This is a genomic window from Saccharopolyspora halophila (assembly GCF_039531955.1).
Classification (GTDB): domain Bacteria; phylum Actinomycetota; class Actinomycetes; order Mycobacteriales; family Pseudonocardiaceae; genus Saccharopolyspora; species Saccharopolyspora halophila.
On record NZ_BAAARA010000004.1, the window covers coordinates 422,411 to 449,399 of the forward strand.

General features: G+C 69.7%; 25 protein-coding genes. 14 read left to right on the top strand and 11 right to left on the bottom strand.

The annotated features are described in order from the left end of the window. Positions 1-3 precede the first annotated feature (3 nt). The 4 genes from ABD289_RS09500 to ABD289_RS09515 all read left to right on the top strand — a co-directional run bounded on the left by ABD289_RS09500 (position 4) and on the right by ABD289_RS09515 (position 4,010). Complete coding sequence (locus ABD289_RS09500) at positions 4-756, top strand: SDR family oxidoreductase (protein ID WP_344128889.1); 753 nt, start codon at positions 4-6, stop codon at positions 754-756. Beyond that, positions 749-1,516, top strand: a complete 768-nt coding sequence (locus ABD289_RS09505; protein WP_344128891.1) for an SDR family oxidoreductase — start codon at positions 749-751, stop codon at positions 1,514-1,516. The genes ABD289_RS09500 and ABD289_RS09505 overlap by 8 nt, the downstream gene beginning before the upstream one ends. Positions 1,517-1,764: 248 nt before the next feature. After that, positions 1,765-2,352, top strand: coding sequence for a TetR/AcrR family transcriptional regulator (locus ABD289_RS09510; protein WP_344128893.1), 588 nt, complete (start codon positions 1,765-1,767; stop codon positions 2,350-2,352). 101 nt (positions 2,353-2,453) lie between these two features. Further along, on the top strand, positions 2,454-4,010 hold the full coding sequence (locus ABD289_RS09515; RefSeq protein ID WP_344128895.1) for an AbgT family transporter: 1,557 nt from the start codon (positions 2,454-2,456) through the stop codon (positions 4,008-4,010). A gap of 196 nt (positions 4,011-4,206) precedes the next feature. Here ABD289_RS09515 and ABD289_RS09520 read toward each other — a convergent pair whose 3' ends face one another. The 5 genes from ABD289_RS09520 to ABD289_RS09540 form a co-directional block, all read right to left on the bottom strand. After that, positions 4,207-4,659: a MaoC family dehydratase gene (locus ABD289_RS09520; protein ID WP_344128897.1), complete on the bottom strand. Its 453-nt coding sequence runs from the start codon at positions 4,657-4,659 to the stop codon at positions 4,207-4,209. A gap of 80 nt (positions 4,660-4,739) precedes the next feature. After that, positions 4,740-5,495: a 3-oxoacyl-ACP reductase FabG gene (gene fabG / locus ABD289_RS09525; RefSeq protein ID WP_344128899.1), complete on the bottom strand. Its 756-nt coding sequence runs from the start codon at positions 5,493-5,495 to the stop codon at positions 4,740-4,742. Between the two features lie 269 nt (positions 5,496-5,764). Next, positions 5,765-6,973, bottom strand: coding sequence for an acyl-CoA dehydrogenase family protein (locus ABD289_RS09530; protein ID WP_344128902.1), 1,209 nt, complete (start codon positions 6,971-6,973; stop codon positions 5,765-5,767). After that, positions 6,973-7,998: a phosphotransferase family protein gene (locus tag ABD289_RS09535; RefSeq protein ID WP_344128904.1), complete on the bottom strand. Its 1,026-nt coding sequence runs from the start codon at positions 7,996-7,998 to the stop codon at positions 6,973-6,975. Before ABD289_RS09535 ends, ABD289_RS09530 begins: the two co-directional genes overlap by 1 nt. Then, positions 7,995-8,669, bottom strand: coding sequence for an HAD family hydrolase (locus ABD289_RS09540; RefSeq protein WP_344128906.1), 675 nt, complete (start codon positions 8,667-8,669; stop codon positions 7,995-7,997). Before ABD289_RS09540 ends, ABD289_RS09535 begins: the two co-directional genes overlap by 4 nt. A gap of 343 nt (positions 8,670-9,012) precedes the next feature. Here ABD289_RS09540 and ABD289_RS09545 point away from each other — a divergent pair, with 343 nt between their 5' ends. Next, positions 9,013-9,648 carry a cyclase gene (locus ABD289_RS09545; protein WP_344128908.1) on the top strand — a complete coding sequence of 212 codons (636 nt, stop codon included), beginning with the start codon at positions 9,013-9,015 and terminating at the stop codon, positions 9,646-9,648. 68 nt (positions 9,649-9,716) lie between these two features. On the opposite strand, the gene ABD289_RS09550 is transcribed toward ABD289_RS09545, so the two are convergent. Together ABD289_RS09550 and ABD289_RS09555 are read right to left on the bottom strand one after the other, a co-directional pair. Further along, positions 9,717-10,613 (bottom strand): TIGR03619 family F420-dependent LLM class oxidoreductase, encoded by an 897-nt coding sequence (locus tag ABD289_RS09550; RefSeq protein WP_344128910.1) that lies wholly within the window; start codon positions 10,611-10,613, stop codon positions 9,717-9,719. Between the two features lie 37 nt (positions 10,614-10,650). Beyond that, entirely contained in the window at positions 10,651-11,814 is a 1,164-nt protein-coding gene (locus ABD289_RS09555) for a benzoate/H(+) symporter BenE family transporter (protein ID WP_344128912.1), read from the bottom strand. 55 nt (positions 11,815-11,869) lie between these two features. On the opposite strand from ABD289_RS09555, the gene ABD289_RS09560 reads away from it, so the two are divergent. After that, positions 11,870-12,421, top strand: coding sequence for a helix-turn-helix domain-containing protein (locus ABD289_RS09560; protein ID WP_344128915.1), 552 nt, complete (start codon positions 11,870-11,872; stop codon positions 12,419-12,421). A gap of 154 nt (positions 12,422-12,575) precedes the next feature. On the opposite strand, the gene ABD289_RS09565 is transcribed toward ABD289_RS09560, so the two are convergent. Both ABD289_RS09565 and ABD289_RS09570 read right to left on the bottom strand, forming a co-directional pair. Then, positions 12,576-14,129 carry a GMC family oxidoreductase gene (locus ABD289_RS09565; RefSeq protein WP_344128917.1) on the bottom strand — a complete coding sequence of 518 codons (1,554 nt, stop codon included), beginning with the start codon at positions 14,127-14,129 and terminating at the stop codon, positions 12,576-12,578. A 384-nt stretch (positions 14,130-14,513) separates the two neighbouring features. After that, entirely contained in the window at positions 14,514-16,007 is a 1,494-nt protein-coding gene (locus ABD289_RS09570) for an aldehyde dehydrogenase family protein (RefSeq protein ID WP_344128919.1), read from the bottom strand. 459 nt (positions 16,008-16,466) lie between these two features. On the opposite strand from ABD289_RS09570, the gene ABD289_RS09575 reads away from it, so the two are divergent. The 8 genes from ABD289_RS09575 to ABD289_RS09610 all read left to right on the top strand — a co-directional run bounded on the left by ABD289_RS09575 (position 16,467) and on the right by ABD289_RS09610 (position 24,345). Next, entirely contained in the window at positions 16,467-17,042 is a 576-nt protein-coding gene (locus ABD289_RS09575; protein WP_344128921.1) for a TetR/AcrR family transcriptional regulator, read from the top strand. A gap of 269 nt (positions 17,043-17,311) precedes the next feature. Beyond that, positions 17,312-18,250, top strand: a complete 939-nt coding sequence (locus ABD289_RS09580) for a coiled-coil domain-containing protein (protein ID WP_344128923.1) — start codon at positions 17,312-17,314, stop codon at positions 18,248-18,250. Between the two features lie 346 nt (positions 18,251-18,596). Beyond that, entirely contained in the window at positions 18,597-19,967 is a 1,371-nt protein-coding gene (locus tag ABD289_RS09585) for a S28 family serine protease (protein WP_344128925.1), read from the top strand. A gap of 427 nt (positions 19,968-20,394) precedes the next feature. Beyond that, on the top strand, positions 20,395-21,738 hold the full coding sequence (locus tag ABD289_RS09590) for a sensor histidine kinase (protein WP_344128927.1): 1,344 nt from the start codon (positions 20,395-20,397) through the stop codon (positions 21,736-21,738). A gap of 64 nt (positions 21,739-21,802) precedes the next feature. Beyond that, positions 21,803-22,204 carry a roadblock/LC7 domain-containing protein gene (locus tag ABD289_RS09595; RefSeq protein WP_344129209.1) on the top strand — a complete coding sequence of 134 codons (402 nt, stop codon included), beginning with the start codon at positions 21,803-21,805 and terminating at the stop codon, positions 22,202-22,204. Next, positions 22,201-22,566, top strand: coding sequence for a DUF742 domain-containing protein (locus tag ABD289_RS09600; RefSeq protein WP_344128929.1), 366 nt, complete (start codon positions 22,201-22,203; stop codon positions 22,564-22,566). Before ABD289_RS09595 ends, ABD289_RS09600 begins: the two co-directional genes overlap by 4 nt. Further along, a complete protein-coding gene (locus ABD289_RS09605; RefSeq protein ID WP_425564627.1) occupies positions 22,547-23,146 on the top strand; it encodes a GTP-binding protein in 600 nt (199 codons plus the stop codon). Before ABD289_RS09600 ends, ABD289_RS09605 begins: the two co-directional genes overlap by 20 nt. Next, positions 23,143-24,345 (top strand): cytochrome P450 family protein, encoded by a 1,203-nt coding sequence (locus ABD289_RS09610; RefSeq protein ID WP_344128931.1) that lies wholly within the window; start codon positions 23,143-23,145, stop codon positions 24,343-24,345. The genes ABD289_RS09605 and ABD289_RS09610 overlap by 4 nt, the downstream gene beginning before the upstream one ends. Positions 24,346-24,482: 137 nt before the next feature. Here ABD289_RS09610 and ABD289_RS09615 read toward each other — a convergent pair whose 3' ends face one another. Together ABD289_RS09615 and ABD289_RS09620 are read right to left on the bottom strand one after the other, a co-directional pair. Beyond that, positions 24,483-25,160: a response regulator gene (locus ABD289_RS09615; protein WP_344128933.1), complete on the bottom strand. Its 678-nt coding sequence runs from the start codon at positions 25,158-25,160 to the stop codon at positions 24,483-24,485. Next, on the bottom strand, positions 25,157-26,728 hold the full coding sequence (locus tag ABD289_RS09620; RefSeq protein WP_425564628.1) for a sensor histidine kinase: 1,572 nt from the start codon (positions 26,726-26,728) through the stop codon (positions 25,157-25,159). The genes ABD289_RS09615 and ABD289_RS09620 overlap by 4 nt, the downstream gene beginning before the upstream one ends. Between the last annotated feature and the right edge of the window lie 261 nt (positions 26,729-26,989).

The following is a 26,989-nucleotide window of genomic DNA, read 5'->3' on the forward strand; positions in this document are numbered from 1 at the left end:
CCGATGAGCAAGCGTTTCGACGGACGAGTGGCGATCGTGACCGGCGCCAGCCGGGGCATCGGCCTGGCCATTGCCGAGCGGCTGGTGGCCGAGGGCGCCAAGGTGACTCTGACCGCGCGCAATTCCGAGACGTTGGCCGAAGCCGTCGAAGGGCTCGGCGCCGACAACGCGCTCGCCGTGCCGGGCAAGGCCGACGACGAGGAGCACCAGGCGGACGCCATCGCCAAGACGGTGGAGGCCTTCGGGCACGTCGACCTGCTGGTGAACAACACCGGTATCAACCCGGCCTACGGCCCGCTGATCGACCTCGACCACGGGGTGGCGCGCAAGACCTTCGAGGTCAACGTGCTGGCCGCGCTGTCCTGGACCCAGCAGGTCTACCGGGCGGGCATGTCCGAGCACGGCGGCGCGGTGCTCAACGTCTGCTCGGTGGCGGGTCTGCGGCCGTCGCCCGGGATCGGCTACTACGGGGCCACCAAGGCGATGCTGGCGCACATGACCCAGGAGCTCGCGGTGGAGCTGGGCCCGACCGTGCGGGTCAACGCCATCGCTCCGGCCGTGGTCAAGACGCAGTTCGCCACGGCGCTGTACGCCGACAAGGAGGACGAGGTCGCCGCCGCCTACCCGATGCAGCGGCTCGGCATCCCCTCCGACATCTCCGGTGCGTCGGCGTTCCTGCTGTCCGAGGAGGCCTCCTGGATCACCGGTCAGATCCTCACCCTCGACGGCGGCGTGACGCTGAAGGGCGGTGTGTGACGTGCGGCTGGACGGCTCGGTCGTGGTGATCACCGGAGCCGGCAACGGCATCGGTGCCGCCATGGCCCGCAAGTTCGCCGGCGCGGGGGCGCGGTTGGTGCTCGGCGACATCGACGCCGACGGCGTCGGTGCGGTCGCCGAGGAGATCGGCGGCCTCGCCGTGCCCGGCGACGTCGCCTCCGAGTCCGGCGTCGCCGCGCTGGTCGACGCCGCGATGAGCGAGCACGGCGCGGTCGACGTCTACTGCGCCAACGCCGGCACCACCGGTGGCACCGAGGCCGATGAGGCCGCGTGGGCCGACACCTGGGAGATCAACGTGATGGCGCACGTGCGGGCGGCCCGCGCGCTGCTGCCGCACTGGCTCGAACGCGGCCAGGGGCACTTCCTGGCCACGGCCTCGGCCGCGGGTCTGCTCACCATGCTGCGGGCGGCGCCGTACTCGGTGACCAAGCACGCCGCGGTCGCGCACGCCGAATGGCTCAACATCACCTACGCGGACAAGGGCGTCACCGCGCAGGCGCTGTGCCCGCAGGGCGTGCGCACCAACATGCTCGCCGACACCGGGGACACGGGGAAGGCGCTGCTCGTGCCGGAGGCGATCACCCCTGAGCAGGTGGCCGATCTGGTGGCCGAGAAGCTCGGTGGGGAGGAATTCCTGATCCTGCCGCACCCCGAGGTCGGTGACTACTACGCGCTGCGCGCCGCTCAGCCGGAGAAGTGGCAGGCCGGGATGCGCAAGCTGCAGCGCAAGGTGGAGTAGTCGGCTCGATACCCTGAGGAGATGTTTCGGTTTGGGGTTTGCGTGGCGGTGCGGGTGGGAGAACCTGACGCGTCGTGTGGCTGCGGGATCCGCTCCTCGAGCAGCGGCCTGCGCGGCGTCGCGGCTGTCCTCGCCGCACGACGCGTCAGAACCCGCGGCGGTGCGGGTTGAGTCCCACACTTGACACAGCGGCTCCGCCGCACACTGCAAGGACCCCTCAAGATGGGTGTCGACTGGGGAGGTGGCGCATGGCTCGCTCGGCGGGCGAGGAATCGGTTCCGCAGCGGCTGCTGGCCGCGGCCACGCGGCTGTTCGCCGAGTACGGTTTCGAAACGACCTCGGTGCAGCAGATCGTCGACGCGGCCGGCGTCACCAAGGGGGCGATGTACCACTACTTCGGCTCCAAGGACGATCTGCTCTACGAGATCTACGCCAGGGTGCTGCGCGATCAGCAGGCCCGGCTGGAGACCGCGGCGGCGAGCGAGGCCCCGGTGCAGGAACGGCTGCACGCCATCGCCGCCGACGTGGTGACCACCACCACGGCCAACCTGGACGACACGGTGATCTTCTTCCGCTCGATGCACCTGCTGCACCCGGAGAAGAAGGCCGAGGTCCGCGCCGAGCGCCGCCGCTACCACGAGAAGGTCTGCGAGCTGGTCGAGGAGGGCCAGCGCGACGGGGTCTTCCGGACCGACAAGTCCCCCGATCTGGTGGTGGACTTCTTCTTCGGGGCGGTGCACCACCTGGGCACCTGGTTCCGCAGCGACGGTGATCTCAGCGGAGCCGAGGTCGGTGAGCACTTCGCGGATCTGCTGCTGGATTCGCTGCGCAAGTAACCGCTGCTTTCGGTTCTGTTTCGTCCCGCTGTGGCGGCTTGTGCAATCGGCGGCGGAAGGGTTTGCTGCGGCGAGCTTTTCCGTTCCGCCGGGAGTGAGCCTTGAGCGAAGCCCAAGCAGCGCGGCAGCCGCGCATCGATCGGTTGCTGAACCTGATCGAGCGAGTCGGCAACAAGCTGCCCGAACCGTTCCTGCTCTTCGGACTGCTGTTCCTGGTCGTGGCCGTGCTCTCGACCGCGATCGCGTGGTTCGGCGTCGCGGTGACGATCCCGGGCGACGACGCGGCGACACCGGTGCGCGGCGCGTTCACCGGTGCGGGCCTGGAGTTCCTGTTCACCGGGATGGCGGAGAACTTTATCGGTTTCCCGCCGCTGGAGACCGTGGTCACCATCATGCTGGCGGTCGGTCTGGCCGAGCGCACCGGGATGCTCACCGCGCTGATCCGGGCAACCATCGGAGGAGCGCCGCGCTGGGTGCTGCCCTACGCGCTGGGCCTGGTGGGCGTGAGCGCCAGCGTGATGGCCGACTCGTCGATGATCATCCTGCCGCCGCTGGCCGCGCTGGTGTTCAAGGCCGCGGGCAGGCACCCGGTCGCGGGCCTGCTCGGCGGCTTCGCGGCCGCCGGGGCGGGATATTCCACGTCGATCGTGGTGACCAGCCTGGACGCCCTGTTCGCCGGTATCAGCAACGAGGTCGCCGCGACGTTGCCGAACCCGGGCACGATGGTCAACCCGATCTCGAACTACTACTTCAACGCGGTCTCGGCGGTCCTGCTGGGCCTGCTGGCCGGGTTGCTGATCGACCGGCTCATCGAGCCGCGGATGTGGCGCACCGGGGTTCCCAGCGCGGTCGCCGACCCCGAGCAGGAACCGAGCGTCGCGGTGGCCTTGGACCCCGCGGAACGGCGCGGGCTGGTCCGGGCGGGTGCGGCCTTCCTGGTGGCGCTGGCCCTGGTGCTGCTGCTGGCGCTGTGGCCGGGCTCGCCGCTGCAGAACTCCGAGGGCGCCTTCCTGCCGGAATCCCCGCTGCTCGATTCGGTGACCACGCTGATCTTCCTGGGCTTCGCGGTTCCGGCGATCGTCTACGGTGCGCTCGCGGGAACCGTTCAGCGGGCCGCCGACGTGCCGCGGCTGATGGCGCTGGCGGTGCGCGAACTCGCCGGGTTCCTGGTGCTGGCGTTCATGCTCGGCCAGTTCATCGCGCTGTTCAACTGGACGAACCTCGGCTCGCTGGTCGCCGTCTCGGGGGCGGACCTGCTGCGGTCCCTGCAGCTGGACGGCTATCCGGCGTTCCTCGGGTTCATGGTCCTGGCCTCGGTGCTGAACCTGTTCATCATCTCGGGCTCCAGCCTGTGGACCCTGATGGCCTCGGTGTTCGTCCCGATGTTCGTCCTCGTCGGCTTCGAACCGGGCTTCGCGCAGGCGGTCTTCCGCGTGGGCGATTCGGCCACCCAGATCATGACCCCGCTGAACCCCTACATGATCATCCTGCTCGGCTACCTGCGCCGCTACGAACCGAACGCGGGCATCGGCACGCTGGTGGCCAGGATGATGCCCTTCGTGGTGCCGTTCTGGCTGCTGTGGGCGCTGATCATGACGGTGTTCTACGCCGCGGACCTGCCGCTCGGACCGGGAATGGGCATCCACATCGGCCGCTGATCGGACCGATGTCTCATCTGCGTGGCGGGCCCGGTAGCGGAACCTCGGACGCCGCCGGGGTCCGGGATGCGCGACTTGAGCAGCGACCTGCGCGACGCTGCGGCTGTCCTCGCCCGACGACGTCCGAGAACCCGCGGCGGTGCCGGCCTAGTCCCACACCTGAGACGGCGGCACCGCCGCGCACTGAAACCTCTCCTCAGAGCAGCACGCGGGAGAGGAACTCCGCTACGCAGGCGGGCTTCGCCTCGTTCTCGATCTCCACCGTGGCCTTGACCGCCAGTTGCAGGCCGCCCTCGATCTCGGAGACGTCGACCAGCTCGGTGGTGGCCCGGACTCGGGCGCCCACCGGCACCGGGGTGGGGAAGCGGACCTTGTTGAGGCCGTAGTTGATGCCCATCTTGGCGTTGTCGACCCGGTAGGTCTCCGAGTTCAACTTGGGCAGCAGGCTCAGCGTCAGGAAACCGTGCGCGATCGGGCCGCCGAACGGTCCCTGGTTGGCCTTCTCCACGTCGACGTGGATCCACTGGTGATCGTGGGTCGCATCGGCGAACGTGTTGACCTGCTCCTGCGTGATGGTCAGCCAGTCGCTGGTGCCGAGGGTCTCGCCCTTGGCGTCCAGGATCTCCTGCTTGTCGGAAAAAACCTTCACCGAGCACCTCCGTTGGTCGGGGCAGGGCGACGGGAACCACGGAGTTCGCGAGCCGGAAGCCCGTGGTTCCCGTTCGCGGGTCAGTCCTTCGGTCCACCTGCGACGTAGATGACCTGGCCGGAGACGAATCCGGAGCGGTCGTCGGCGAAGAAGGACACCGCGTTGGCGATGTCCTCCGGCCTGCCCGCGCGGGCCACCGGGATCTGGCTGATCGCGGCGTTGCTGAAGTCCTCGAAGGACATCCCGACGCGCTCGGCGGTAGCCTTGGTCATCTCGGTCTGGATGAAGCCGGGTGCGATGGCGTTGGCGGTGATGCCGAACTTGCCCAGCTCCACCGACAGCGTCTTGGTCAGGCCCTGCAGCCCGGCCTTGGCGGTGGAGTAGTTGGCCTGCCCGCGGTTGCCCTGCGCCGAGGTCGACGAGAGGTTGACGATGCGGCCCCACTTGGCCTCGACCATGTGCTTCTGCACCGCGCGGGCCATCAGGAACGAACCGCGCAGGTGCACGGTCATCACCGTGTCCCAGTCTTCTTCGCTCATCTTGAACAGCAGGTTGTCCCGCAGGACACCGGCGTTGTTGACCAGCACCGTCGGGGGGCCGAGCTCACCGGCGATGCGGTCGACGGCGGCCTGCACCTGGTCCGCGTCGCCGACGTTGCAGCCCACTGCCAGGGCCTTGCCGCCCTCGGTCTGGATGGCCGAGACCGTGTCCGCGCAGGCCTGCTCGTCCAGGTCGATGACCGCGACGGCGAAGCCGTCCGCGGCGAGCCGCTTGGCGGTTGCCGCACCGATTCCGCGAGCGGCACCGGTGACGATCGCGACACCACTGTCTGCCATTGGTTCTCCTTGCCGGGTTCTCGAGTTGCATCCCCAGTTCGGGGCTCATCGGGTGTAACGGTTCGATGGTCTTGCGGGTTATTCCAGCGTGCGGCGACAGCCGCGCGCGGTACGGGGCCTCAGCGATGCCGTCCCGGACCTCCTCGGGCGAGGACGTCCGCGGCGTCGCGGATGGACGTGCTCGAATCCCGGATCCCGGAGCCCGCGGGCGTCCGAGTTCCACTACCCGCACCGCCACGCGCACCGCGAACCGAACATCTCCTCGCGGATCACTTGTACTTGCGGAGCTCGCGGCGCGCCAGCGAGCGGCGGTGCACCTCGTCCGGTCCGTCGACGATGTGCAGCGTCCGCGCGTGCGCGTAGAGCTCGGCCAGCGGGAAGTCCTGGCTGACCCCGCCGCCGCCGTGGGCCTGGATGGCCCGGTCGATCACCCAGGTGGTCATCTCCGGGACCGCCACCTTGATGGCCTGGATCTCGGTGTGCGCGCCCTGGTTGCCGACGGTGTCCATCAGCCACGCGGTCTTGAGCACCAGCAGCCGCGCCTGCTCGATCTTCACGCGGGATTCGGCGATCCAGTGCTGGATGACGCCCTGGTCGGACAGCGGCCTGCCGAAGGCCTCCCGCTCGTTTGTGCGCCGGCACATCAGCTCCAGCGCCCGCTCGGCCATGCCGATCGCCCGCATGCAGTGGTGGATGCGGCCGGGACCGAGCCGGGCCTGCGCGATGGCGAATCCTTCGCCCTCGCCGGAGATGACGTTCTCGGCGGGCACCCGCACGTTGTCGAACACGACCTCGGCGTGTCCACCGTGGTCCGCGTCGGTGTAGCCGAAGACGTGCATGCTGCGGCGGATTTCGACACCCGGTGTGTCCCTCGGGACGAGGATCTGGGACTGCTGGCGGTGCCGCTCGGCGTCCGGATCGGTCTTGCCCATCACGATCAGGATCTTGGCCCGCGGGTTCATGGCCCCGGAGGAGAACCACTTGCGGCCGTTGATCACGTAGTGGTCGCCGTCGCGCTCGATGCTGGTGCCGATGTTGGTGGCATCGGAGGAGGCGACGTCCGGCTCGGTCATGCAGAAGGCCGACCGGATCTCGCCGTCCAGCAACGGCTGCAGCCACTGCTTGCGCTGCTGCTCGGTGCCGAACTCGGTCAGCACCTCCATGTTCCCGGTGTCCGGCGCGGCGCAGTTGGTGGCCTCCGGTGCGATCTTGCCGGAGCGGCCCATGATCTCGGCCAGCGGTGCGTACTGCAGGTTCGTCAGGCCCGCGCCGTGCTCGCCGGGCAGGAACAGGTTCCACAACCCGCGCTTGCGGGCCTCGGCCTTGAGCTCCTCCATGATCGGTGTTTCGGCGGGCCAGGGATCCCCCGCGGCGAGCTGCTCGGCGAATACCGGCTCGGCGGGGTAGATGTGCGAATCCATGAACTCGAGCAGCTGTCCGCGCAGCTCCTCGGTCTTCGCGTCGTAACCGAAATCCATTACGCCTCCTCGAGTTTGGCCAGGCCCTGGGCGACCAGCGGCGCCACCAGCGCGCCGACGTGGTCGAAGCCCTCGCCGACGGTCTGGCCGTGGATGAACCGGTAGTGGATGCCTTCCAGGATCACCGCGATCTTGAAGTAGCCGAACGCGATGTACCAGTCCAAGTCGGACAGATCCAGCTCGCTGCGCGCGGCGTAGCGGTCGAGCAGCTCGCGCGCGGACGGGAAGTCGTACTCCGGCCCGACGCCCTTGGCGATCGGGTTGTCCGAGAGGCCGCTGAAGCCTTCCCAGTAGACGACGAGGATGCCCAGGTCGGTCAGCGGATCGCCGATCGTGGCCATCTCCCAGTCCAGCACCGCGGTGATGCGCTGGTCGGCGTCGACGATGACGTTGTCCAGCCGGTAGTCGCCGTGCACGATCCCGGTGCGCGGCGTGTCCGGTACCGAGGAGGCCAGCCGCTCGGCCAGCTGCTCGATCCCGGGAACCTCCCGGCTCGCCGAAGCCTCCAGCTGCTTGCGCCACCGCTTGACCTGGCGCTGCAGGAAGCCCTCCGGCCGCCCGAACTCGCCGAGGCCGACCGAGGCGGGGTCGATGGAGTGCAGATCGGCGAGCACGTCCATCAGCTGACCGGACAGCTCGGCCCGCTGCGGCACGGTGAGCCGCTCGGTCTGCTCCGGGCTGCGGAAGACCGTGCCCGGCACGTACTCCATGACGTAGAAGGGCGCGCCGAGGACCTCCTCGTCGCGGCACAGCAGCTCGGTGCGCGGTACCGGCACGCTGCTGCCCGCCAGCGCGGACAGCACGGTGTGCTCGCGGCTCATGTCGTGCGCGGTGGCCAGCACGTGCCCGAGCGGCGGGCGGCGCACCACCCACTGCTTCGACCCGTCACCGACCAGGTAGGTCAGGTTCGACCGGCCGCCCTGCACGAGCTCGCCGGTGAGCTCGCCCTGGACCAGTCCGGGCCGCTCCGCGTCGAGGTGCGCGCGCAGCCTGCGCAGATCGAGTCCGGGCAGTTCGTCGGTCATCGGTTCTCCTCCTGCAGGACGGTCCCGGCGGGCAACAGCTCGGCGAGCCGAGCGCGGGTATCGGCCGGGTCGGTGTGCAACACGGTGCGCATTCCGAGCTGCTGGGCTGCTTCGATGTTGGGGGCTCCGTCGTCCACGAACACGGCGTCGCGCGCCGCGAGTCCGAGCCGGTCCAGCATCAGGTGGTAGATGCGCGGGTCGGGTTTGCGCATCGCCACCTCGCCGGAGATCACCGCGAACTCGAACAACCCGTCCAGGTGTTCCCACGGGTAGTTGTTGCCCCAGCTGTTGGACAGTAGCGCGGTGCGCAGGCCGTTGCCGCGGAGTTCGCGCACCAGGCCGAGCATCGCCGGTTCCGGGCGCATCCGCGCGAACAGTCGTCCGAGCAGGTCGGTGGGGTCGACCGGGGATCCGTCGACGGTGCGCAGCCGCGCGGCCAGGGTCTCGTTGAACTCGGCGGCGGTGATCTCGCCGGTTTCCAGCTTGTGCACCGGGGTGCCCTGCGGCGCCTTGCGGGAGAGCCATTCCTTGAGCGCGGCCGAGAAGTCCTCCGGCCGGATACCGTCGGTGGCTAGCCACTCCTGGATGGAGTCGCGCGTCGGCGTGGTCAGCACTCCGCCGTAGTCGAAGATGACCGCGCGGACGGGGGGAGCGGCGTCGCTGGAGCCCATGACCAAGTACCGTACCGACTAGACGGTATGTTGCGCTAGACCTGCTTCGCTCCTGCCTCGGCGCGCGGCGCGCGGGTGATGTCGTGATCGCGCCGCGGCCCGGGAGAGATCACCGCGGGTGGGCGCTGCCGCGCTGAATCTCCGCCTGGAAGCGCCTGGCGAGCAATCGCTCTCATCGGATCGGCGGTTGCTTTCCGCTGGGCGCGACGGCTTCGCGACGCTGCGTCAAAGTTGGGAATGTCGGGAATGCCCGATGGCGTTGACGCGAATTTTACGCGTCGGTAGCTTACGAAAACGCCGCGCGGCCAGAACCTTTCACATCACCAAATGTGAGGAGAGGCCAATGAAGTCCGCCGTTGGAGGAAAGCGCGCCGCGATCGCGGCCGCCTTCGCCGCAGTGACCGCGTTCGCCTTCGCCCCGCAGGCGATGGCGGCCACCACCGACATCAACTTCGACTGCCAGGGCGACGGCCCGCTCGGCGCCGAGCAGTTCAGCCTGCAGCAGACCACCGACACGACCGCGCCGGAGACCGTCGCCCCGGGTGAGACCTTCGACATCGTCGTCGACCCCGCGGTGAACACCATCCCGGGCGAGGTCAACGGCAACACCGTCAAGGAGGTCCGGGGCTTCGACCTCAAGATCCCGGTCCCGGCCAACTCGACCTTCGAGTCGGCCGAGCTCGCCGGTGGCTCGAACCTGGGCGACGCCGCGCCCACGTTCACCGTCGACGGGGACATGGCCACCCTGCACTTCGACGGCCCGATCGCGGGTGGCAGCGACTTCGAGCTGCCCACGGTCACCGTGCACCTCACCGCGGGTGAGTCCGGCACCGTCGAGTCCAAGCTCGCGGGCACCGGTTATGACGACCCGGGTCTGACCTTCACGGCGGTCGTCTCGTCGATCATCGGTGACGTCGACGTGCCCACCGGGTGCTTCCCCAATCCCAGTCCGGTGCTGAGCAGCACGACCATCGGCTGATGTACTCGGTGGATCCGGCGGGAGCGATCGGACCCCGCCGGATCCACCGTTCCATCCCGACAACCGGATCAGCTGCGGGGGAAGGCCGTTCTGATCTCCTCGGCCACGCGCAGCAGGGCATCGGTGTCGTCGGTGGTGAACTGGAGATCGAGGAAGGCGTCGCCGACGCCGAGCTCGGCGAGCGAACCGAGGTAGTCCACGAGATCGTCGACCGGGCCGACTCCGGGTGTGCCGGTGGGCAGCTCCTGGATCGTCGGGTTGATCCGGATGGCGGTGGCGACCCGGCTGCGGCTCACCGCGCGGGCCTGGTCGTCGATGCTGCTCAAGACGTGGCGCAGGGCGTCGATCGGCAGCGCGACCCCGAGCCAGCCGTCGGCGCGCCGACCGGCCCGGCGCAACGCGGCGGGGGAGAGCCCGCCCAGGTACACCGGCAGCGGTCGCTGCACCGGTTTCGGCTGGAACGTCCCCCGGCTGATGCGGCTGAAGCGTCCTTCGTGGGCCACCGGGTCCGGGCCCCACAGCGCCGTCAGCACGTCGAGGGTCTCGTCCAGCCGCGCGCCGCGTTCCGTCCACGGGACACCGGCGGCCTCGTACTCGTCGCGCGACCAGCTCAGCCCGAAGCCAGCGATGAGCCTGCCCTCGCTGAGCCGGTCCAGCCCGGCCAGCTCGCGCGCCAGCTGGACGGGCGCGCGCAGCGGCGCGGTGAGCGTGCCGGTGCCCAGCCGCACCCGCGAGGTCGCCGTGGCGGCCACGGTGAGCACCAGCAGCGGGTCGAGGCAGGTGCGCATCTGCGCGGGCATTCCGGCGGGACTCGGGTACGGGGTCTTCGGTTCGTCGGCGGCGTGCAGCCGTTCACCGACCCACAGGCTCTCGTAGCCGAGGGTCTCGGCTGCCGCAGCTACCTCCGCGATCCGCCCGGTGTCCGCGTGCGGTCCCATCTGCGGCAGTGCCATCCCGAGACGCATGATCGCCATCTTCCCGGACGCCGTTCGAGCCCGGCAACTACCTGCTGCGAACGATCAGGTGGGTCCCGATGCCGACGAGCAGGCCCCAGAAGACCGAGGCGATCCCGAAGGCGGTCACGTCCGCGGCGGTGACCAGGAAGGCGATCAGGGCCGGTAATCGCCCGTCGGCGTTCTCGGTGGCCTTGGCCAGCGAGGACCCGATCGTGTCCAGCAGCCCGATCCCGGCCAGCGCGGTGACCAGGGCCACCGGGAAGGCCGCGATCAGACCGGCCAGCGTCGCCCCGAAGACGCCGATCAGCAACCACCACGCGCCCGAGGTGATGGCGGCCTTGTAGCGCTGCGCCGGGTCTTCGTGGGCTTCCGGGCCCATCGCCAGCGCCGCGGTGATCGCGGCCAGGTTGATGCCGAAGCACCCGAGCGGCGCCAGCAGGAAGTTCACCAGCCCGGTCCAGGACAGCACCGGCGAGACCGGGGTTTCGTAGCCGTGCGCGCGCAGCGTCACCACGCCGGGCAGGTTCTGCGAGGTCATGCTGATCACGAACAGCGGGATCGCGATGCCCATCACCGAGTGCACCGACCAGCTCGGCCAGGTCCACACGGGTGCGGCCGGCGTCAGATCGATCGCTCCGGGCCGCAACGACCCGGTGGCCAGGGCGCCGGCCACCCCGATCACCAGCGCGATCAGCACCGCGTAGCGCGGCAGGAACCGCTTGCCCAGCACGTAGCCCAGCAGCATGGCGCCGACCAGCCAGAACCGCTCCTGCATGGTGGTGAACAGGTCCAGCCCGAAGCGCAGCAGCACCCCGCCGAGCAGCGCGGCGGCGATCGAGGTCGGGATGAGGTTGACCGCCTTTTCGAACCAGCCGGTCATCCCGACGAGGACCGAGAGCGCGGCGGCCAGCAGGAACGCGCCCACGCCTTCCGCCATCGAGATACCGTGACCGCTGGTGGCGAGCAGCGCCGCGCCCGGTGTCGACCAGGCGAGCACCACCGGCGCTCGGTAGTGCCAGGACAACGCGATCGAGGTGACCCCGATGCCCAGGCCCAGGGCGAGGATCCAGGAGGCGGTCTCGGCCGGGCCGGCGCCCAGGGCGCGGGCGGCCTGGAAGACGATGGCCGCCGAACTCACGACTCCGACGAGCGCGGTGATCGATCCTGCGGTGAGCGTCGAAACGGGCAGGGTGCGAAGTCGTGGGTGCATCCGCACTCGGACCATCCGTTCTGTTAGTGGAACGGGAAGATGCTAGGAGGAATCGGTGGAGCTGGTCAAGGTCGTCGGGGACAACCTGAAGGCGGCGCGGCTGCAGCACGGGTTGTCGCTGTCCGAGGTGGCCCGCAGGGCGGGCATCGGCAAGGGCACCTTGTCCGAGCTGGAGTCCGGCCGTCGCAACCCGACCTTGGAGACGCTGTACGCGCTGGCGACGGTGCTGGACGTTCCGCTGGGCTGGCTGCTGATCGCCGAGTCGGCCGATTCCGACGATTCCGTGGTCGTCAGCAGGGCGGGCGCGGCCGATCTGTCCGGTCAGGCGGTCGACGTCGAGCTCATGGACCGGATCGAGGAGGGCGGGCAGCGCCTGGAGATCTTCCGGCTGCAGGTGCGCCAAGGCGGCCGCTACGTCTCCGGTGCGCACCGGCCGCGGGTGATCGAGCAGATCCTGGTGCACTCCGGAACCCTTGTCGTCGGCCCGAAGTCGGCTCCGGAATCGCTGGGATCCGGGGACTACATCCGCTTCGAGGGCACCTCCGACCACATCTACGAGGCTCCGCACGGCGACGTCCTCGCCACCTTGATCATGCGCTACCCGTGAGCGGCCGGGATGCGAAGAACCCCTCCGGGACGGGGGACCGGAGGGGTTCTTCGAGCGGGTTCGTGCCATGTCGGGGCGGTACGCGATCGGGTGCTCGGGGTGAGGGGCGCCTGGATCGGGGCCGGCAGCGCCCCTCACCCGGTTCGGGGGATGCTCAGGCGTTGTCCTGCTTGAGCATGTCGGAGCACTTCTCGCCGATGGCCATGGTGGTGATGTTCGGGTTCACCGCCACCAGGAATGGCATCGCCGAGGCGTCCGCGACGCGCAGGCCCTGCACGCCCTTGACCCGCAGCCGCGCGTCCAGCGGCTTGGTGCTGTCGTCGTCCGGGCCCATCGGGCAGGACGCGGCCGGGTGGTACACGGTGTTGTGCGTGCGCTTGATGTAGTCGGCGATCTCGTCGTCGGTCTGCACGTCCGGGCCGGGGAACAGCTCGGCCCCGGCCCACTCCTGCATCGCGGGCTGCGCGGCGATCTTCCGGGCGAGCTTGATTCCCTCGGTCATCACGCGCATGTCGTGACCGCCCGGGTCGGTGAAGTACTTCGGGTCGACCTTCGCCTTGTCCCGGAAGTCCCGGCTGCGCAGCCGGACGGTGCCGGTGGAGCGCGCGCGGGTCACGTTCGGCGTCAGGCAGAACGAGTTCTCCGAGGACGGGTAGCCCTGCCGGACGGTGTGCATGTCGAAGGGCACCGAACCGTAGTGGAACATCAGGTCCGGGCGGTCCAGGCCCTCCTCGGTCCGGGTGAAGATGCCGATCTCCCACCACTGGGTGGAGTCCTCGACCATCGGCTTCTTGGCTTCCCAGCTGATGACGCCCTCGGGGTGATCCTCCAGAGTGGACCCGACACCGGGCGAGTCGACCAGCACGTCGATGCCGAACTCGCCGAGGTGCTCCGCCGGGCCGATGCCGGACAGCATCAGCAGCTTCGGCGTGTCGATGGCACCGCTGGAGAGGACGACCTCCTTGCGGGCGGTGACGCTGCGGGTGTGGATCTGGTCCTCGTCCAGGTACTGCACGCCGGTCGCGCGGGTGCCGTCGAAGTCGACCTTCTTGGCCCAGGCGTTGGTGCGGATCTCCAGGTTCGGGCGATCCATGATCGGGTGCAGGTAGGACACCGACGAGGACGAGCGGGTGCCGTCCTCCTTGGCGTTGATCTGGAAGAAGTTGGCGCCGTGGGTGACCGTCGTGCCCGAGTTGAACTCCGTGGTCGGGATGCCCTGCTGCTCGCAGGCTTCCAGCAGCGCCCTGCCCGTGGGGTCCTTCGGCGGGACGCTGCGGATGTTCACCGGACCGCTGCGGCCGTGGTGATCACCCGGGCCGTCGTTGGTCTCCAGCCGCTTGTACAGCGGGAAGACGTCCTTCGAGCCCCAGCCCGGCAGGCCCTGCGACTCCCACTCGTCGAGGTCCTCGGCCGGAGCCCAGAACGCGATGCAGGAGTTGTGCGAGGAGCAGCCGCCCAGCACGCGGGCACGGGCGTGCCGCATGAACGAGTTGCCGTTCTCCTGCGGTTCGATCAGGTAATCCCAGTCGTAACCGGACTCCAGCAGCGCCATCCACTTCTTGAGGTCGAGGATGTTGCTGTCGCCCACGTCCGACGGGCCGGCCTCGAGCAGGCAGACCGTGGTCTCCGGGTCCTCCGACAGCCGGGCCGCGACAGCCGCACCCGCGCTGCCGCCGCCGACCACGACGTAGTCGAACTGATCGGTCATGGTTCAACTAATCCTTTCAGATTCTCTACGAGGGCCTGGCTTCGCTGTCGTCCGCGGCGCTCTCGCCCCGCGTGCTCGGCGAGCACACCCACTTGTGGCGCTGAACGAACCAGTAGTGCGCGGAACCACCGAGGGCCGCGACTCCGCCGAACAGCAACCCCGCCCCGGGCGGGATTCGTCCTGCTAGAGGTTTTTGCAGTTTGCGGCGAAGCCGCCGTTTCAAGTGTGCGACTCGCCCGGCACCGCCGCGGGTTCTGACGCGTCTGTGGCGAGGACAGCCGCGACGTCGCGCAGCCGCTGCTCGAGGAGCGGATCCCGCAGCCACACGACGCGTCAGGTTCCGCTAATCGCACCGCCCCGCAAACCGGGAACTGGAATAGCCCCTTACTTCTCGGAGAACCAGTGCTGCGGGCCGGGCCGCAGGTTCTGGTAGACGTGCTTGGCCTCCTGGTACTCGCCGAGGCCCGCGCGGCCGAGCTCGCGGCCGATGCCGGACTGCTTGTGACCGCCCCACTCCGCCTGCGGCAGGTACGGGTGGAAGTCGTTGATCCAGACGGTGCCGTGCCGCAGCCGGTTGGCCACGCGCTGGGCCTTGGCCGGGTCGCTGGTGAACACGCCGCCTGCGAGGCCGTAGTGCGTGTCGTTGGCGATGCGCACCGCGTCGTCCTCGTCGGTGAACCGCTCCACGGTCAGCACCGGGCCGAAGGACTCCTCGATCACCGCGTAGGAGCCCTGCTGGACCTCGTCGATGACGGTCGGCAGGTAGTAGTGGCCGTTCGCGAACCGCTCGCCCTCGGGGCGCTTGCCACCGGTGCGCAGCACGCCGCCCTCGGCGACGGCCTCCTGGACGTAGTCGTCGACCTTCCGCAGGTGCTCGGGCGAGATCAGCGGACCGGTCTCGGCCTCGCTGTCGAACGGGCCGCCGATGCGGATCTGCTCGGCGCGGCGCACGATCTCGTCGACCAGCGCGTCGTGCATCTCGTCCTGCACGATCAGCCGGGCGCCCGCGGAGCAGACCTGGCCGGAGTGCAGGAAGATCGCCATCAGGGCGAAGTCCACGGCGGTGTCGAAGTCGGAGTCGGCGAAGACCACGTTCGGGTTCTTGCCGCCCAGCTCCAGCGCGACCTTCTTGACCGTCGGCGCGGCCAGCGCGGAGATCTTGCGGCCGGTGTGCAGGCCGCCGGTGAACGAGACCAGGTCGATGTCCGGGTGCTCGGCCAGCGGCTGGCCGGCCTCGGCGCCGGTTCCGGTGACCAGGTTGCCCACGCCCGCGGGCATGCCCGCCTCGGCCAGCGTCTTCATCAGCAGGATGGCGGTGCTGGGGGTCAGCTCACTGGGCTTGAGGATGAAGGTGTTGCCCGCCGCCAGCGCCGGGGCGACCTTCCAGGCCACCTGCAGCAGCGGGAAGTTCCACGGAGTGATCATGCCGCAGACGCCGACCGGCTCGTGCTGCACGCGGCTGATCGCGTCCGGGCTGCCGGTGTCGACCAGACGACCGGCGTCCTGTCCCGCGAGCTTGCCGAAGTAGCGGAAGCACGCGGCGATGTCGTCCATGTCGTACTCGCTCTCCACCAGGCGCTTGCCGGTGTCCAGCGATTCGGCGCGGGCGTATTCCGCCTTGTCGCGCACCAGGATGTCGGCGACGCGCAACAGCAGGTCGCCGCGGTCCCAGGCGGAGGTGCCGGACCAGGCGCCGTCCTCGTAGGCGCGGCGCGCGACGGCGATGGCGCGCTCGGTGTCGGCGGCGCCGGCCTCGGAGACGGTGGTGACCAGCTGGCCATCGGCGGGGCAGATGATCTGCCGGGTGCGGCCGTCGGCGGCCGGCACCCATTCGCCGTCGATGAACAGCGTGGACGCCGAATTGTCTGCTTGCGGCATGGCTGTTTCCCCGTTTAGTCGCTCGAAGTTCTTCGGTCGGAGCAGATCGTGTTCGCGCTCAACGCGAGAGCGCGCGTTCACAATGCCGCCGACGCTGACCGGCTGCCACGCGAATCATCGGCGCCGCTGGTGACGTGAAATTCGCTAGAAACGGAATTCACCTCCAGCGCGTTCGATTCGGTGACCGCCGGGCGCGTTTTCGCCCAATTCCGGCCGGGTCGCATTCGCGAACCGTTCCCCGCATTGGCCGCAGTGCCGAGGAGGACACTAGCACCTGACATGTACATCTGTACATCATCGGGGTCCAGCGGGCTCCGGGGCGTCTGGGAAACTGCGTATTGAACTGCGATAACGTAATCGTCGTGACCTGGGCCGCATCGCCGACGGCGTGGTTCATGGCAGGCTGGGACAATCCCAGCATTCGGTTACGCGCAGTGACACAGGAGGAACACCGAGCGCATGTCGACCACGCAGCCTGAGGCCCCGGCGCGCCGGAAGGACCCGGACCGCCGGGAGCGCATCGCGCGCGCGGCGATCGATGTCGTCGCGGACCGCGGGGTGGAGAAGCTCACTCATCGTAGTGTCGCGGCTGCGGCCGGTGTCCCGCTCGGCTCCACCACCTACTACTTCAGCACCCTGGACGACCTGCTGGCCAGCGCACTGCGCCAGGCCGCCGACGATGACGTCGAGCACCTGCGGGAATGGGCCGACGAGCTGGAGTCCGGCCGGGACTTCGCCGGCGCGCTGACCGACCTGGTGCTGTACTACCTGGGTCCCGCGCGGGACAAGACCACCGTGGAGCACCAGCTCTACATCGCCGCGCTGCACCGGCCCGCGCTGCGCGAGGTCAGTCAGGAGTGGGACACCGCGCTGGCCGAGCTGTTCGGCACCTACACCGATTCCGAAACCGGACGCGCGCTCTCCGCGCTCTTCTGCGGTTGGCTGCTGCAGGGTATCGTCCGAGGATCGGTGCCGAGCCGAGACGAAATCGAGATGAGTTTCCGCCGGTTGGTCCAACCGGGCACGAAAACCTGAACTCATCAGGCGTTTTGCTGGCGGTGTCCGGTCGGTCAACATCGGATGTCCGTTGCATTGCAGCAGAATCCGTGCTGTTGATCTCATTCGCCGCGGCGGGGAAGATGGACCCATAGCGATCCGTAGCACCCGCAGTCCGCGATGCGGCGAGATGTCGGATTTCCCTCCGGCGGAGCACATCGATGGGCGTTTCCCGGGTGTACAACGGACTTGCCGCGTCGGGGCGTGGCTCGCTCCCTGAAAATTGATCAACCAGGTGGGGTGAGACCGTGGGGCACAGCGAAGATCGCGAACTCGTGCCGCTGAAGGCCGATTTCGACACCGTTTGGTACGGATTCCGTCGATCGCAGGTGAAGTTCTACATCCAGCAGACCGAGGCCGAGCTCGAGCTGGTCACTGAGGACAGGGACTCGGCATTAAGCCAGGTCAGCGAGCTTTCGGCGCAGCTGGAAGAGGCTCGTGCCCAGGTCGAGTCGCTCAAGGGCGAGCTCGACGCGCAGGCCCGGGCGCCGATCGAGATGGACGCGCTCTCGGACCGGATGCGCCGCATGGTGCGGCTGGCTCAGGACGAGGCCGAGGAGATCCGCTCCAGTGCTCAGGCGGCCGCCGAGCACGAGTGGTCCCGGTCGGAGCAGGCCGCCGCCGAGTTGCGCGGCCGGTACGAGAAGCTGGTCTCCGAGGCCGACGAGTGGCGCAGGCAGTCCGAGCAGCAGCGCAACGACCTGCTCGCCCGCACCCGCGACGAGGTTCAGGCCATGTCGCGCGAGGCCGAGCAGCACCGCCGCCAGCTCGACGCCGAGGCCGAGGAGCGTCGTACGCAGGTCGAACGCGACTTCGAGGTGTCCATGGCGGCTCGTCGCGAGGAAGCCATGCGCATCCTCGCCGAGCGCGAGCAGGCCAGCCGCGAGGAGGCGCAGCGCCGGGTTCGCGAGGCCACGTTCGAGGCCGAGCGCCGGATCCGCCGGGCCGACGAGTACGCCGAGACCATGCTGCGGATGCGTCAGCAGCTGGCCGAGCAGGTTCGCGGTGCGCAGCAGGTGCTGGCCGGTGCCGAGCCGTTCCTGGCCGCCACCGAGGCGGGTGCGGCCAACGAGGCCTCGGACAGCTACGTCGGAACTACCGTCCACAATGGTCGTTCCGATGGCGTCGAGGTGCCGAAGCAGCGCGACGAGGAGCCGGTCGCGGCGGAGGCCGAAGCCGCCGTGTGAGCAGGACGCCGCGGCGCCCGTCCCGAATCGCCGGGAGGGGCGTCGCGCGCCGTCCCCGACCGGGGCGCTGCGGTGAGAACGCGCCGCCCGCTTCCGACGGAGCAGCGACGTCAGCAGGGGTTGCTTCCGTTTGCGGCGGCCAGCCGCATGCGGTGTGGGACGCAGCCGGCGCCGCGGCGGGCTCTCCGACGTCGTCGGGCGCGGACGGCCGCAGCGCCGCGCAGGTCGCTGCTCGAGGCGTGGATCCGGAGTCCGACGGTGTCCGAGGTTCCGCCATCCCAACCGCGAACTGGAACGAAACAGCTCCTTGGATCGACGGGCCGCCCCCGTTGGACGGGGGAGGCTCATGAAGTGGCGCCGCTCGTGCGCGCTCGCGCTCAGCGCGGCGCTGTTGCTGGCCGGAGTGCCTGCCGGTGCTGCGCCGTCGGAGGACGTCGTCGACCGGCTGGAGGCGGTCCCGGGTCTGACGGTCGTCGGTGAGCGGCGCACGGAACCGGGTTTCCGGTTGTTCGACCTGACCTTCACCCAGCCCGCTGATCACCGGGAGCCGCGCTCGGAAACCTTCGAACAGCGGTTGACGCTGCTGCACCGCGACCGCGCGGCGCCCGCGGTCGCCCACACCACCGGCTACGGGCTGCCGTCGAAGGTCCGCCGAACCGAGCCGACGCGCCTCGTCGACGGCAACCAGGTGACGCTCGAGCACCGGTTCTTCGCGACGTCCCGCCCGGACCCGGCGGATTGGGGCGATCTGGACATCTGGCAGGCCGCCACCGATCAGCACCGGATCATCGAGGCGCTGAAGCGCGTCTACCGGCACGAGTGGATCACCACCGGTGCCAGCAAGGGCGGCATGACCGCCGTGTACCACCGGCGCTTCTACCCGCGCGACGTCGACGGCACGATCGCCTACGTCGCGCCGAACGACGTGGACAACGACCGGGACGCCTACGACGAGTTCCTGGCCGAGGCCGGGACCGATCCGGCCTGCCGACGAGCGCTCGTGGACCTGCAGCGGGAAGCGTTGCGCCGGAGGGATGAACTGACCGCGAGGTTCCGCGCGCACGCCCACGCCGAGGGGCTCACCTTCGACCGGATCATCGGCGACATCGATCGCGGCCTGGAGATGGTCGTGCTCGATGCGCCGTGGGCGTTCTGGCAGTACCGGGGTCAGCAGGACTGCGGCGAGATCCCCGGCACCGATGCGAACACCGGAGCCATCTACCGCTTCCTGGACGAAACGGTCGAGTTCGCCTTCTACACGGACCAGGGCATCGAGCCCTACGTGCCGTACTACTACCAGTCCGGTACGCAGCTGGGCTGGCCCGACGTGTCCGACGCGCACCTGGCCGATCTGCTGCACCACCGGGACCTGATGCAGCCGCGCAACCTGGTCGCGCCTGAGATCCCGATGCGCTTCGAGCCCGGGCGGATGCGCCGCATCGACGCGTGGGTGCGCGGCGCGGGCTCGCAGCTGATGTTCGTCAACGGGGCCGAGGATCCGTGGAGCGCCGAGCCGTTCGAGCTCGGGCCGGGCAGCGAGGATTCCCATTCGTACCTGGTGCCGGGGGCCAACCACGGCGCGGAGATCGCAGGTCTGCCCGCCGACCGCAGGGCCGAGGCGGAGGCCGTGGTGCGGCGCTGGGCCGGCGTGCGGGAGCCGGTGCGGACGCGGTCGGAGGAGCTGGACCGGCGGCCGCTCGAGCGACGGCCGCGCTGATCCGCGCACGATGCATCGCGCGTGCGCGGGATCCGGCTCGGCCGACTGGATGCGCACCTCTTGGCAAGTGCAGCAGTGCGTGCAATTGCCCCGGTTTTCCCATCCGCGCGAAAAGGTGGCGGCTCGGGGTCGTGACTGCGGGTTGATGACTCTTCGTCACCTCGACGGAGCAGCGCGGACCGGGCGTGCGCCGTTGCTCAATCTCAGTGAAATTTGGATGCTCGCGGTCTCGGCCGTTGCGAAGGAACTGCTGGGATAAGTGGCCGTTCTCGTTCCACATCATGATCACGAACAGATCGCGAGGGTCTTCCTGTGTCGATGATCACCCAAAAGGGGATCTGCAGATGTATGCTCTCCGTTACTATCTGGTCGCGCCCCGCTGCGCTCACGAACGACGCCGCACGACCGCCTGATTAGGAACCCGTTGATGTCCACCGAGACGACCGCGCCCCATCGCGGGGAGTTCCCCTCCTGGTATCCGGTGCTGTTCGCGTTCGTGGGCGTTTTGGTGCTTTCCGGTATCGCGACCCTGACGGTGTCGGTGACGCTGACTTCGACGCAATTGGTCGTTCCGATCTTCGCCGCCGCTCTGTCGTTGCTGCTTTCCGTCGCGGTGGCCGCATTGACGCGTGCGGTTCAGATGATGCGGCATTACCGGCGCGCGGCCGCGGCCATCAACAGCCAAATGGTCCGGCTCGCCGATGAGACGCTGCCGCAGCTGGCGGGCCGGATGCGCGCGGGGGAAAGCCCGGACGCGGCCTCCCAGGAGATGACCAACCCGTTGAGCCCGCCGCACCGGCGGGTCATCAAGGCGATGGGCAAGGAGCTGGCCGCCGCCGAGCGGGCGCGCGCCGCCGCCCTGGCGACCTGCGCCAACGCCGCCGGTCGGGTGCAGGCGCTGACCACCAGCATGCTCGCCGACCTGCGCAAGATGGAGGACCGGCACGAGGACGGCGACGTCCTCGCCGACCTGCTCACCCTCGACCACAGCACCGCCCAGGCCGGTCGGCTCGCGGACAGCATCGCGGTGCTCACCGGTGCCCGTTCGGGGCGGCGGTGGAGCAAACCCATCACGATCGAGAGCGTGCTGCGCGGTGCGATGGCCCGGATCAGCGACTACCGGCGGCTGCGCGTGGACTCCACGAGCGAGAAGGCCGTGGTCGGCTACGCGGCCGAGGGCGTGATCCACGCGCTGGCCGAGATCATGGACAACGCGACCAAGTTCTCGCCGCCCGCCGAGGAGGTCCTCGTCCACGTGGACGCGTCCGAAGCCGGTGTGGTGATCACCGTCGAGGACGGCGGGCTGACGATGAGCGAGTCGGCCCTCGCCCGCGCCGAGCGCGCCGTCTCCGCCGAACCGCTCGACCTGGCCGAGGTGTCCGGGACCCGTCTCGGGCTGGCCGTGGTGGGCTGCCTGGCGCGCAAGCACGAGCTGACCGTGACCTTCCGCGGTTCCGCGCGCGGTGGCACCGCCGTGGTGCTGACCGTCCCGCCCGAGCTCGTCACCGAGCCGCCGGCCGAATCCGATTCGCAGCCGGAACCCGAACCGGAGCCCGTCGAAGACGCCCCGGCCGAGCCCGAAACCGACCAGGGCTCGGCGGAATCCGACGATCCGGACGCGCTGCCCAAGCGCCGTCGCGGCAAGACCCTGCGCGCGGCGCCCTCGAAGCAGCGCGGTGCCGAGCGCTCCGAGACGCAAGCCGGCTCCCGGTTCGGCGCCTTCGCGGGCAAGCGCAACACAGCATCCACTTCGGACGACCAACCCCGATGAAGCCGTCGAAGCCCCAGATTGGAGGTGCGGGCCGGTGTCCCAGCGGGCGCCGGCCCACAGCCTGATGACCCAGACCCAAGATCTCGACTGGTTATTGGAAAACCTCGTCCGGCAGACACCGGGCAGCAAGCACGCCCTGGTCCTGTCCAATGACGGGCTACGGCTCTGCCACACCGCCCAGCTGGGCCTGGACCAGGCCGACCAGCTCTCGGCGATCGCCTCCGGCATCCAAAGCCTGTCCTTCGGGGCCTCGATGGAGTTCGGCACCGGGGAAGGCGGCGTGCGGCAGTCGATGACCGACTTCTACGGCGGAGTGCTGTGCATCGTCGAGGCGGGCCACGGCGCGCACCTGGCAGTGGTCGCCGGGGAGGACGCCGACGTCGGAGTCCTCGGGCACAACATGAACCAGCTCGTCGAGCAGATCGGCGAGTTCCTCAGCGCTCCGACGCGTGCCCAGGTGCCATGACCCGCGGTCGCGGTCTGCTCGACGACGAGGACCCGGATCGGCTCTACGTCGTCACCGGGGGCCGCAGCCGGGCCGACGAGGAGACCTTCGACACCGTCACGCTGGTGGTCGGTTCGGGGCGGCCGGATCCGGGCATGCAGTCCGAGCACGTCAAGATCCTGCGGTTGTGCCGGGAACCGATCTCGGTGGTGGAGCTCTCGGCGGAGCTGCGGTTGCCCGTCGCCGTGGTTCGCATCCTGCTCGGTGATCTGCTGGCGGCGCGGAAGATCACCACCAGGCAGCCCTCGGCCGGAGGAGCACCCGCGAACGTTCCGAGACCCGAACTGCTGGAGCAGGTGCTCGTTGGACTTCGCAACCTCTGACCGCAGGCCGCTGCCGCGCACCGCCGCCGAGGGCGTCAAGATCGTGGTCACCGGCGGGTTCGCCGTCGGAAAGACCACCATGGTCCGTTCGGTGAGCGAGATCCGCCCGCTGAACACCGAGGAGAGCATGACCACCGCGGGCAGCGGCGTCGACTCGCTCGCCGGCACGCCGGACAAGACCACGACCACGGTGGCCTTCGACTTCGGGCGCATCACGCTCAACGAGCGCGTGGTGCTGTACCTGTTCGGCGCTCCGGGCCAGCAGCGGTTCGGCTACATCTGGCACCGGTTGTTCACCGGCTGCCTGGGCGCGGTGGTGCTGGTCGACCCGAGGAGGCTGGCCGATTCCTTCTACGCCATCGACCGGCTCGAACGCGACGGCACGCCGTTCCTGGTCGCGCGCAACAACTTCGGCGTTCCCCGGCACAGCCTCGAGCAGCTGCGCGATGCGCTGGACCTCTCCGGCGATGTCCCGCTGCTCGACTGCGACGCCCGGGAGCGGGATTCCAGCAGATCGGTGCTGATCCGGCTCGTCGAGCACCTGCGGGAGCTGTCGGTGCCTCGCGAGGTGGGGGAGTGAACGTGCCCCGGGACGCCGAAGCGCTGTTCGGCACGCGGTTCCACCGCGATCCGGCGGGCACCTACCGGCGGCTCCGGCGGGAGCACGGCGCGGTGGCGCCGGTGCGGCTGGAGTCGGGGCTGCCCGCCTGGTGCGTGCTCGGTTACCGCGAGCTGCTCCGGGTCACCGGCGCCCCGGAGCTGTTCAGCCGTGATCCTCGGTTGTGGAACCGCTGGCACCAGGTTCCCGAGAACTGGTCGCTGCGGCCCTACGTCGAGCCGCGCGCCTCGACGATCCTCACCGGCGCCGCGGAGCATCGCGCACGCGGGCGCGCGGTGCGCGAAGCTCTGTCCGGTGTGGACGTCGCGGGGCTGGCCGCTCGGCTGCACGAGTGCTGCGACGCGCTCATCGACCGGTTCGCGGGCCGCGGTTCGGCGGATCTCGTCGTGGAGTACACCCACCGGATTCCGCTGCTGGTGATGGCGCGGATCTGCGGACTGCCAGACGGCGAGGTCCCGATGCTGACCCACGACGTGGCGCTGTCCGGGCAGGAGGGCGACGAGGCCGTCGGAGCCTACGAGCGCACGATGGCGCGGATGCGCTGGCTGGCCGCCGAGCGGCGCGCCGAGCCCGCGGACGACCTCGCCTCCCGCCTGGCCGAGAGCTCGGTCGGGCTGACCGATGCGGAGATCGCCGCGGACCTGTTCCTGGTGCTGGGAAAGGCCCACCTGACGACCTCCGACTGGATGGCCAACGCGCTGCGCCTGATGCTCACCGACCCGCACTTCGCGGTGGGGCTGGCAGGCGGGCGCAACGACATCGCCCACGTGCTCGACGAGGTGCTCTGGGCGGATCCGCCGATGCAGAACTTCGTGGGCCGCTGGGCCACTCGGGACACCGAGCTCGGCGGACGGTCGATCCGCGCGGGCGACCTGCTCGTGCTGGGGCTGGCCGCGGCGAACGCCGACCCGGCGGTGCGCTCGCGGAGCGGGGCGAGCACGGGCAACCGCGCGCACTTCGCCTACAGCCACGGGGAGCACGGCTGCCCGGACCCGGCGCGGGAGCTGTCCCGGGTCATCGCGAGCACGGGGGTCGAGATCCTGCTGGATCGGCTCCCGGACCTCGACCTCGCCGTCCCTGAGGAGGACCTGACCTGGCGGCCGTCGATGTGGATGCGCGGCCTGACGTCCTTACCGGCGCACTTCGCCGCGCACCGATAGCCCCAGCGCCACCGCCGGAACCCCCGGATCCGGCGGGGCGGTGACAGTTTTGCCTAAAACTGCGGAGCACCGGCGCCCGAAATGTCCGGACAGTTATAGGCAAAACTGTCACCACCGCCCGGGCGCGGCCGAGCGCTTCAGAGCCAGCGGTAGCGTCGCTCGGGGCGTCCGGTTCCGCCGTAGCGGAGGCGCACCTCGGCTTTGCCCGTGTCGACGAAGTGCTCCAGGTACTTGCGCGCGCTCACGCGGGACAGCTCGGTGGCCTCGGCGCACTCGGCGGCGGAGAGATCGCCGCCGCCGGCGCTGCGTTCGCGCAGGATGTCAGCGACGATGCCCGAAGTCTCGCTGGACAGGCCCTTGGGCGGGGTGGCATCGCGGGTGCGCGTGCCGAAGAGCCGGTCGACGTCCTGCTGGGCCGCGTTGCCGGGCAGCTCGCCGAGGGCGCGGTGCATCGAGCGGAAGCTCTCCAGGCGTTCCCGCAGCGCTTCGTAGTCGAACGGCTTGATCAGGTAGTGCAGCGCGCCGCCGTGGATCGCCCCGCGCACCGTGTCCAGGTCGCGGGCGGCGGTGATGACCAGGACGTCCGGATCCGCCGAGCGGTGCGCGCGCAGCTCGCGCAGCACCGACAGCCCGTCCATGTCGGGCAGGTAGATGTCCAGCAGCACCAGGTCGGGACGCAGCTCGTCGACGGCGGTCACGGCATCGGCTCCGGTGTGCGCGACGCCGACGACCTCGAATCCCTCGATGCGGGCGACGTATCCGCTGTGGACCTTGGCGACCATGAAGTCGTCGTCCACCACCAGCACTCTGATCACGATTCCTCCAGCGGCAGCCGAGCGGTGAACACCGCGCCCTCGGCGTTGTGCACCCGTACGGATCCGCCGCGCCTGCGGCAGATCTGCCTGGTCAGGGCCAGTCCGAGCCCGCGTTCGCCACCACGCGCGGCCTTGGTGGTGAAGCCGTGGCTGAACACCTCCTCGACGATCTCCGGTGCGATCCCGGGCCCGGAGTCGCGCACCACGACGGTGACCTCGTCGGTGCGGCGCAGTTCCACCTCGACCCACTGCTCGGCATCGCGCGGGGCGGCTTCCAAGGCGTCGAGCGCGTTGTCGACCAGGTTGCCGAGCACGGTCACCAGGTCCGCCGAGAGCGTCTCGTCGATCTCGTCGAGGAACGCGTCCTCCGCCAGCCGCAGCCCGACGCCGCGTTCGGCGGCGAGGCTGGCCTTGGCGATCAGCAGCGCCGCGGTGGCCGGGTCCTGCACGCGCGCGGTGACCTCGGCGTGCCACTGCTCCCGGCTGTGGCTGACGCGCTGCACGTAGCCCTGCAGCTCGGTGTACTCGCCCAGCTCGATGAGCCCGGAGATGGTGTGCAGCCGGTTGCTGAACTCGTGCGCCTGGGCGCGCAGCGTGTCAGTGGTGTCGCGGTGGACCGCGAGCTGGCGCTTGAGGTCGACGAGCTCGGTGCGGTCACGCATGGTGACCACAGCCCCGACCGCCGAGATCGGCATCCGGTTGAGCACCACGACCCGGCCCCTGCGCAGCACGATCTGATCGACGCCGTCGGCGCGGCCGGTGAGCACGTCGCGGGCTCGTTCGCTGAGGTCGAGCGAGTCGATGTCGCTGCCGAGGCAGTCCGCGGGCAGCGACAGGAGATCGCGCGCCTGGTCGTTGACCAGCGTGATCCGGTTCTGCTCGTCCACGCCCAGGACGCCCTCGCGAACGCCGTGCAGCAGCGCCTCGCGGTGCTCCACGAGCCGGGTGATCTCCTGCGGCTCGAGCCCGAGCGTCTGCCGCTTCACGCGGCGCGCCAGCAGCACCGAACCGGCGATGCCGAGGAACGCGGCGAAGGCGAGCAGCGCCAGCGGGTTCTCCGGCGCGTTGCGCAGCCCCTGCAGCAGGTCGGGAGTCTCCCGGCCTGCTGCGACGACTCCGATGATCCGCGCGTTCTCCGAGATCACCGGCACGTGGGCCTCGAGCGTGTCGGTCCCGTCGAGCTCGACTTCGCCGACCCAGGACTTGCCCTGCAGCACAGTGCTGCGGCCGAGCGGCAGCGGCTCGCCGCGCTGGCTCGGATCGGGTGAGGTCAGCACGATGCCGCGGGCATCGGCGATGATCACGTGATCGGCGCCGGAGAGGCTGCGCGCGCTCTCGGCGAAGATCGGCAAGACGTCCCGCCGGAAGGGGTCTCGCAGGCTGGTCCGGACGCCGTCGGTGGCGGCAACGTCCTCGGCCACCGACAGCATCTTGCGCCCCTCGGTGGCCCGGAAGGCGGCGCCGGTCTGAGCCACGGAGTACACGGCGATGGTCACCAGCAGCACGAGGATGATCACCAGCTGCCAGCCCAGCAACTGCCGGGACAGCGACCCCTGCACCCGCAACACCGCGTCACCTCCTTCGGCCGAGAACGCTAACCCGGCGTGTCCGTCCGGTTCGTCGGGCCCCGCTGAAGTCCCAGCTCAGCACGGGCTCGTCGATTCCCGCAGGACGCGCGGGTGGATCGAGAAAGAGCGAGCTGCGCTGCTCGATCCCGAACCGGCGCGAAGCCTTACACAAGTTTCGGAAATGTCGTTACGTGACTAAGGGAGACACCGCGTACCTGCGACGTGCAGCATGAGCCGGCTCACGTTCCGACCACAATGGAG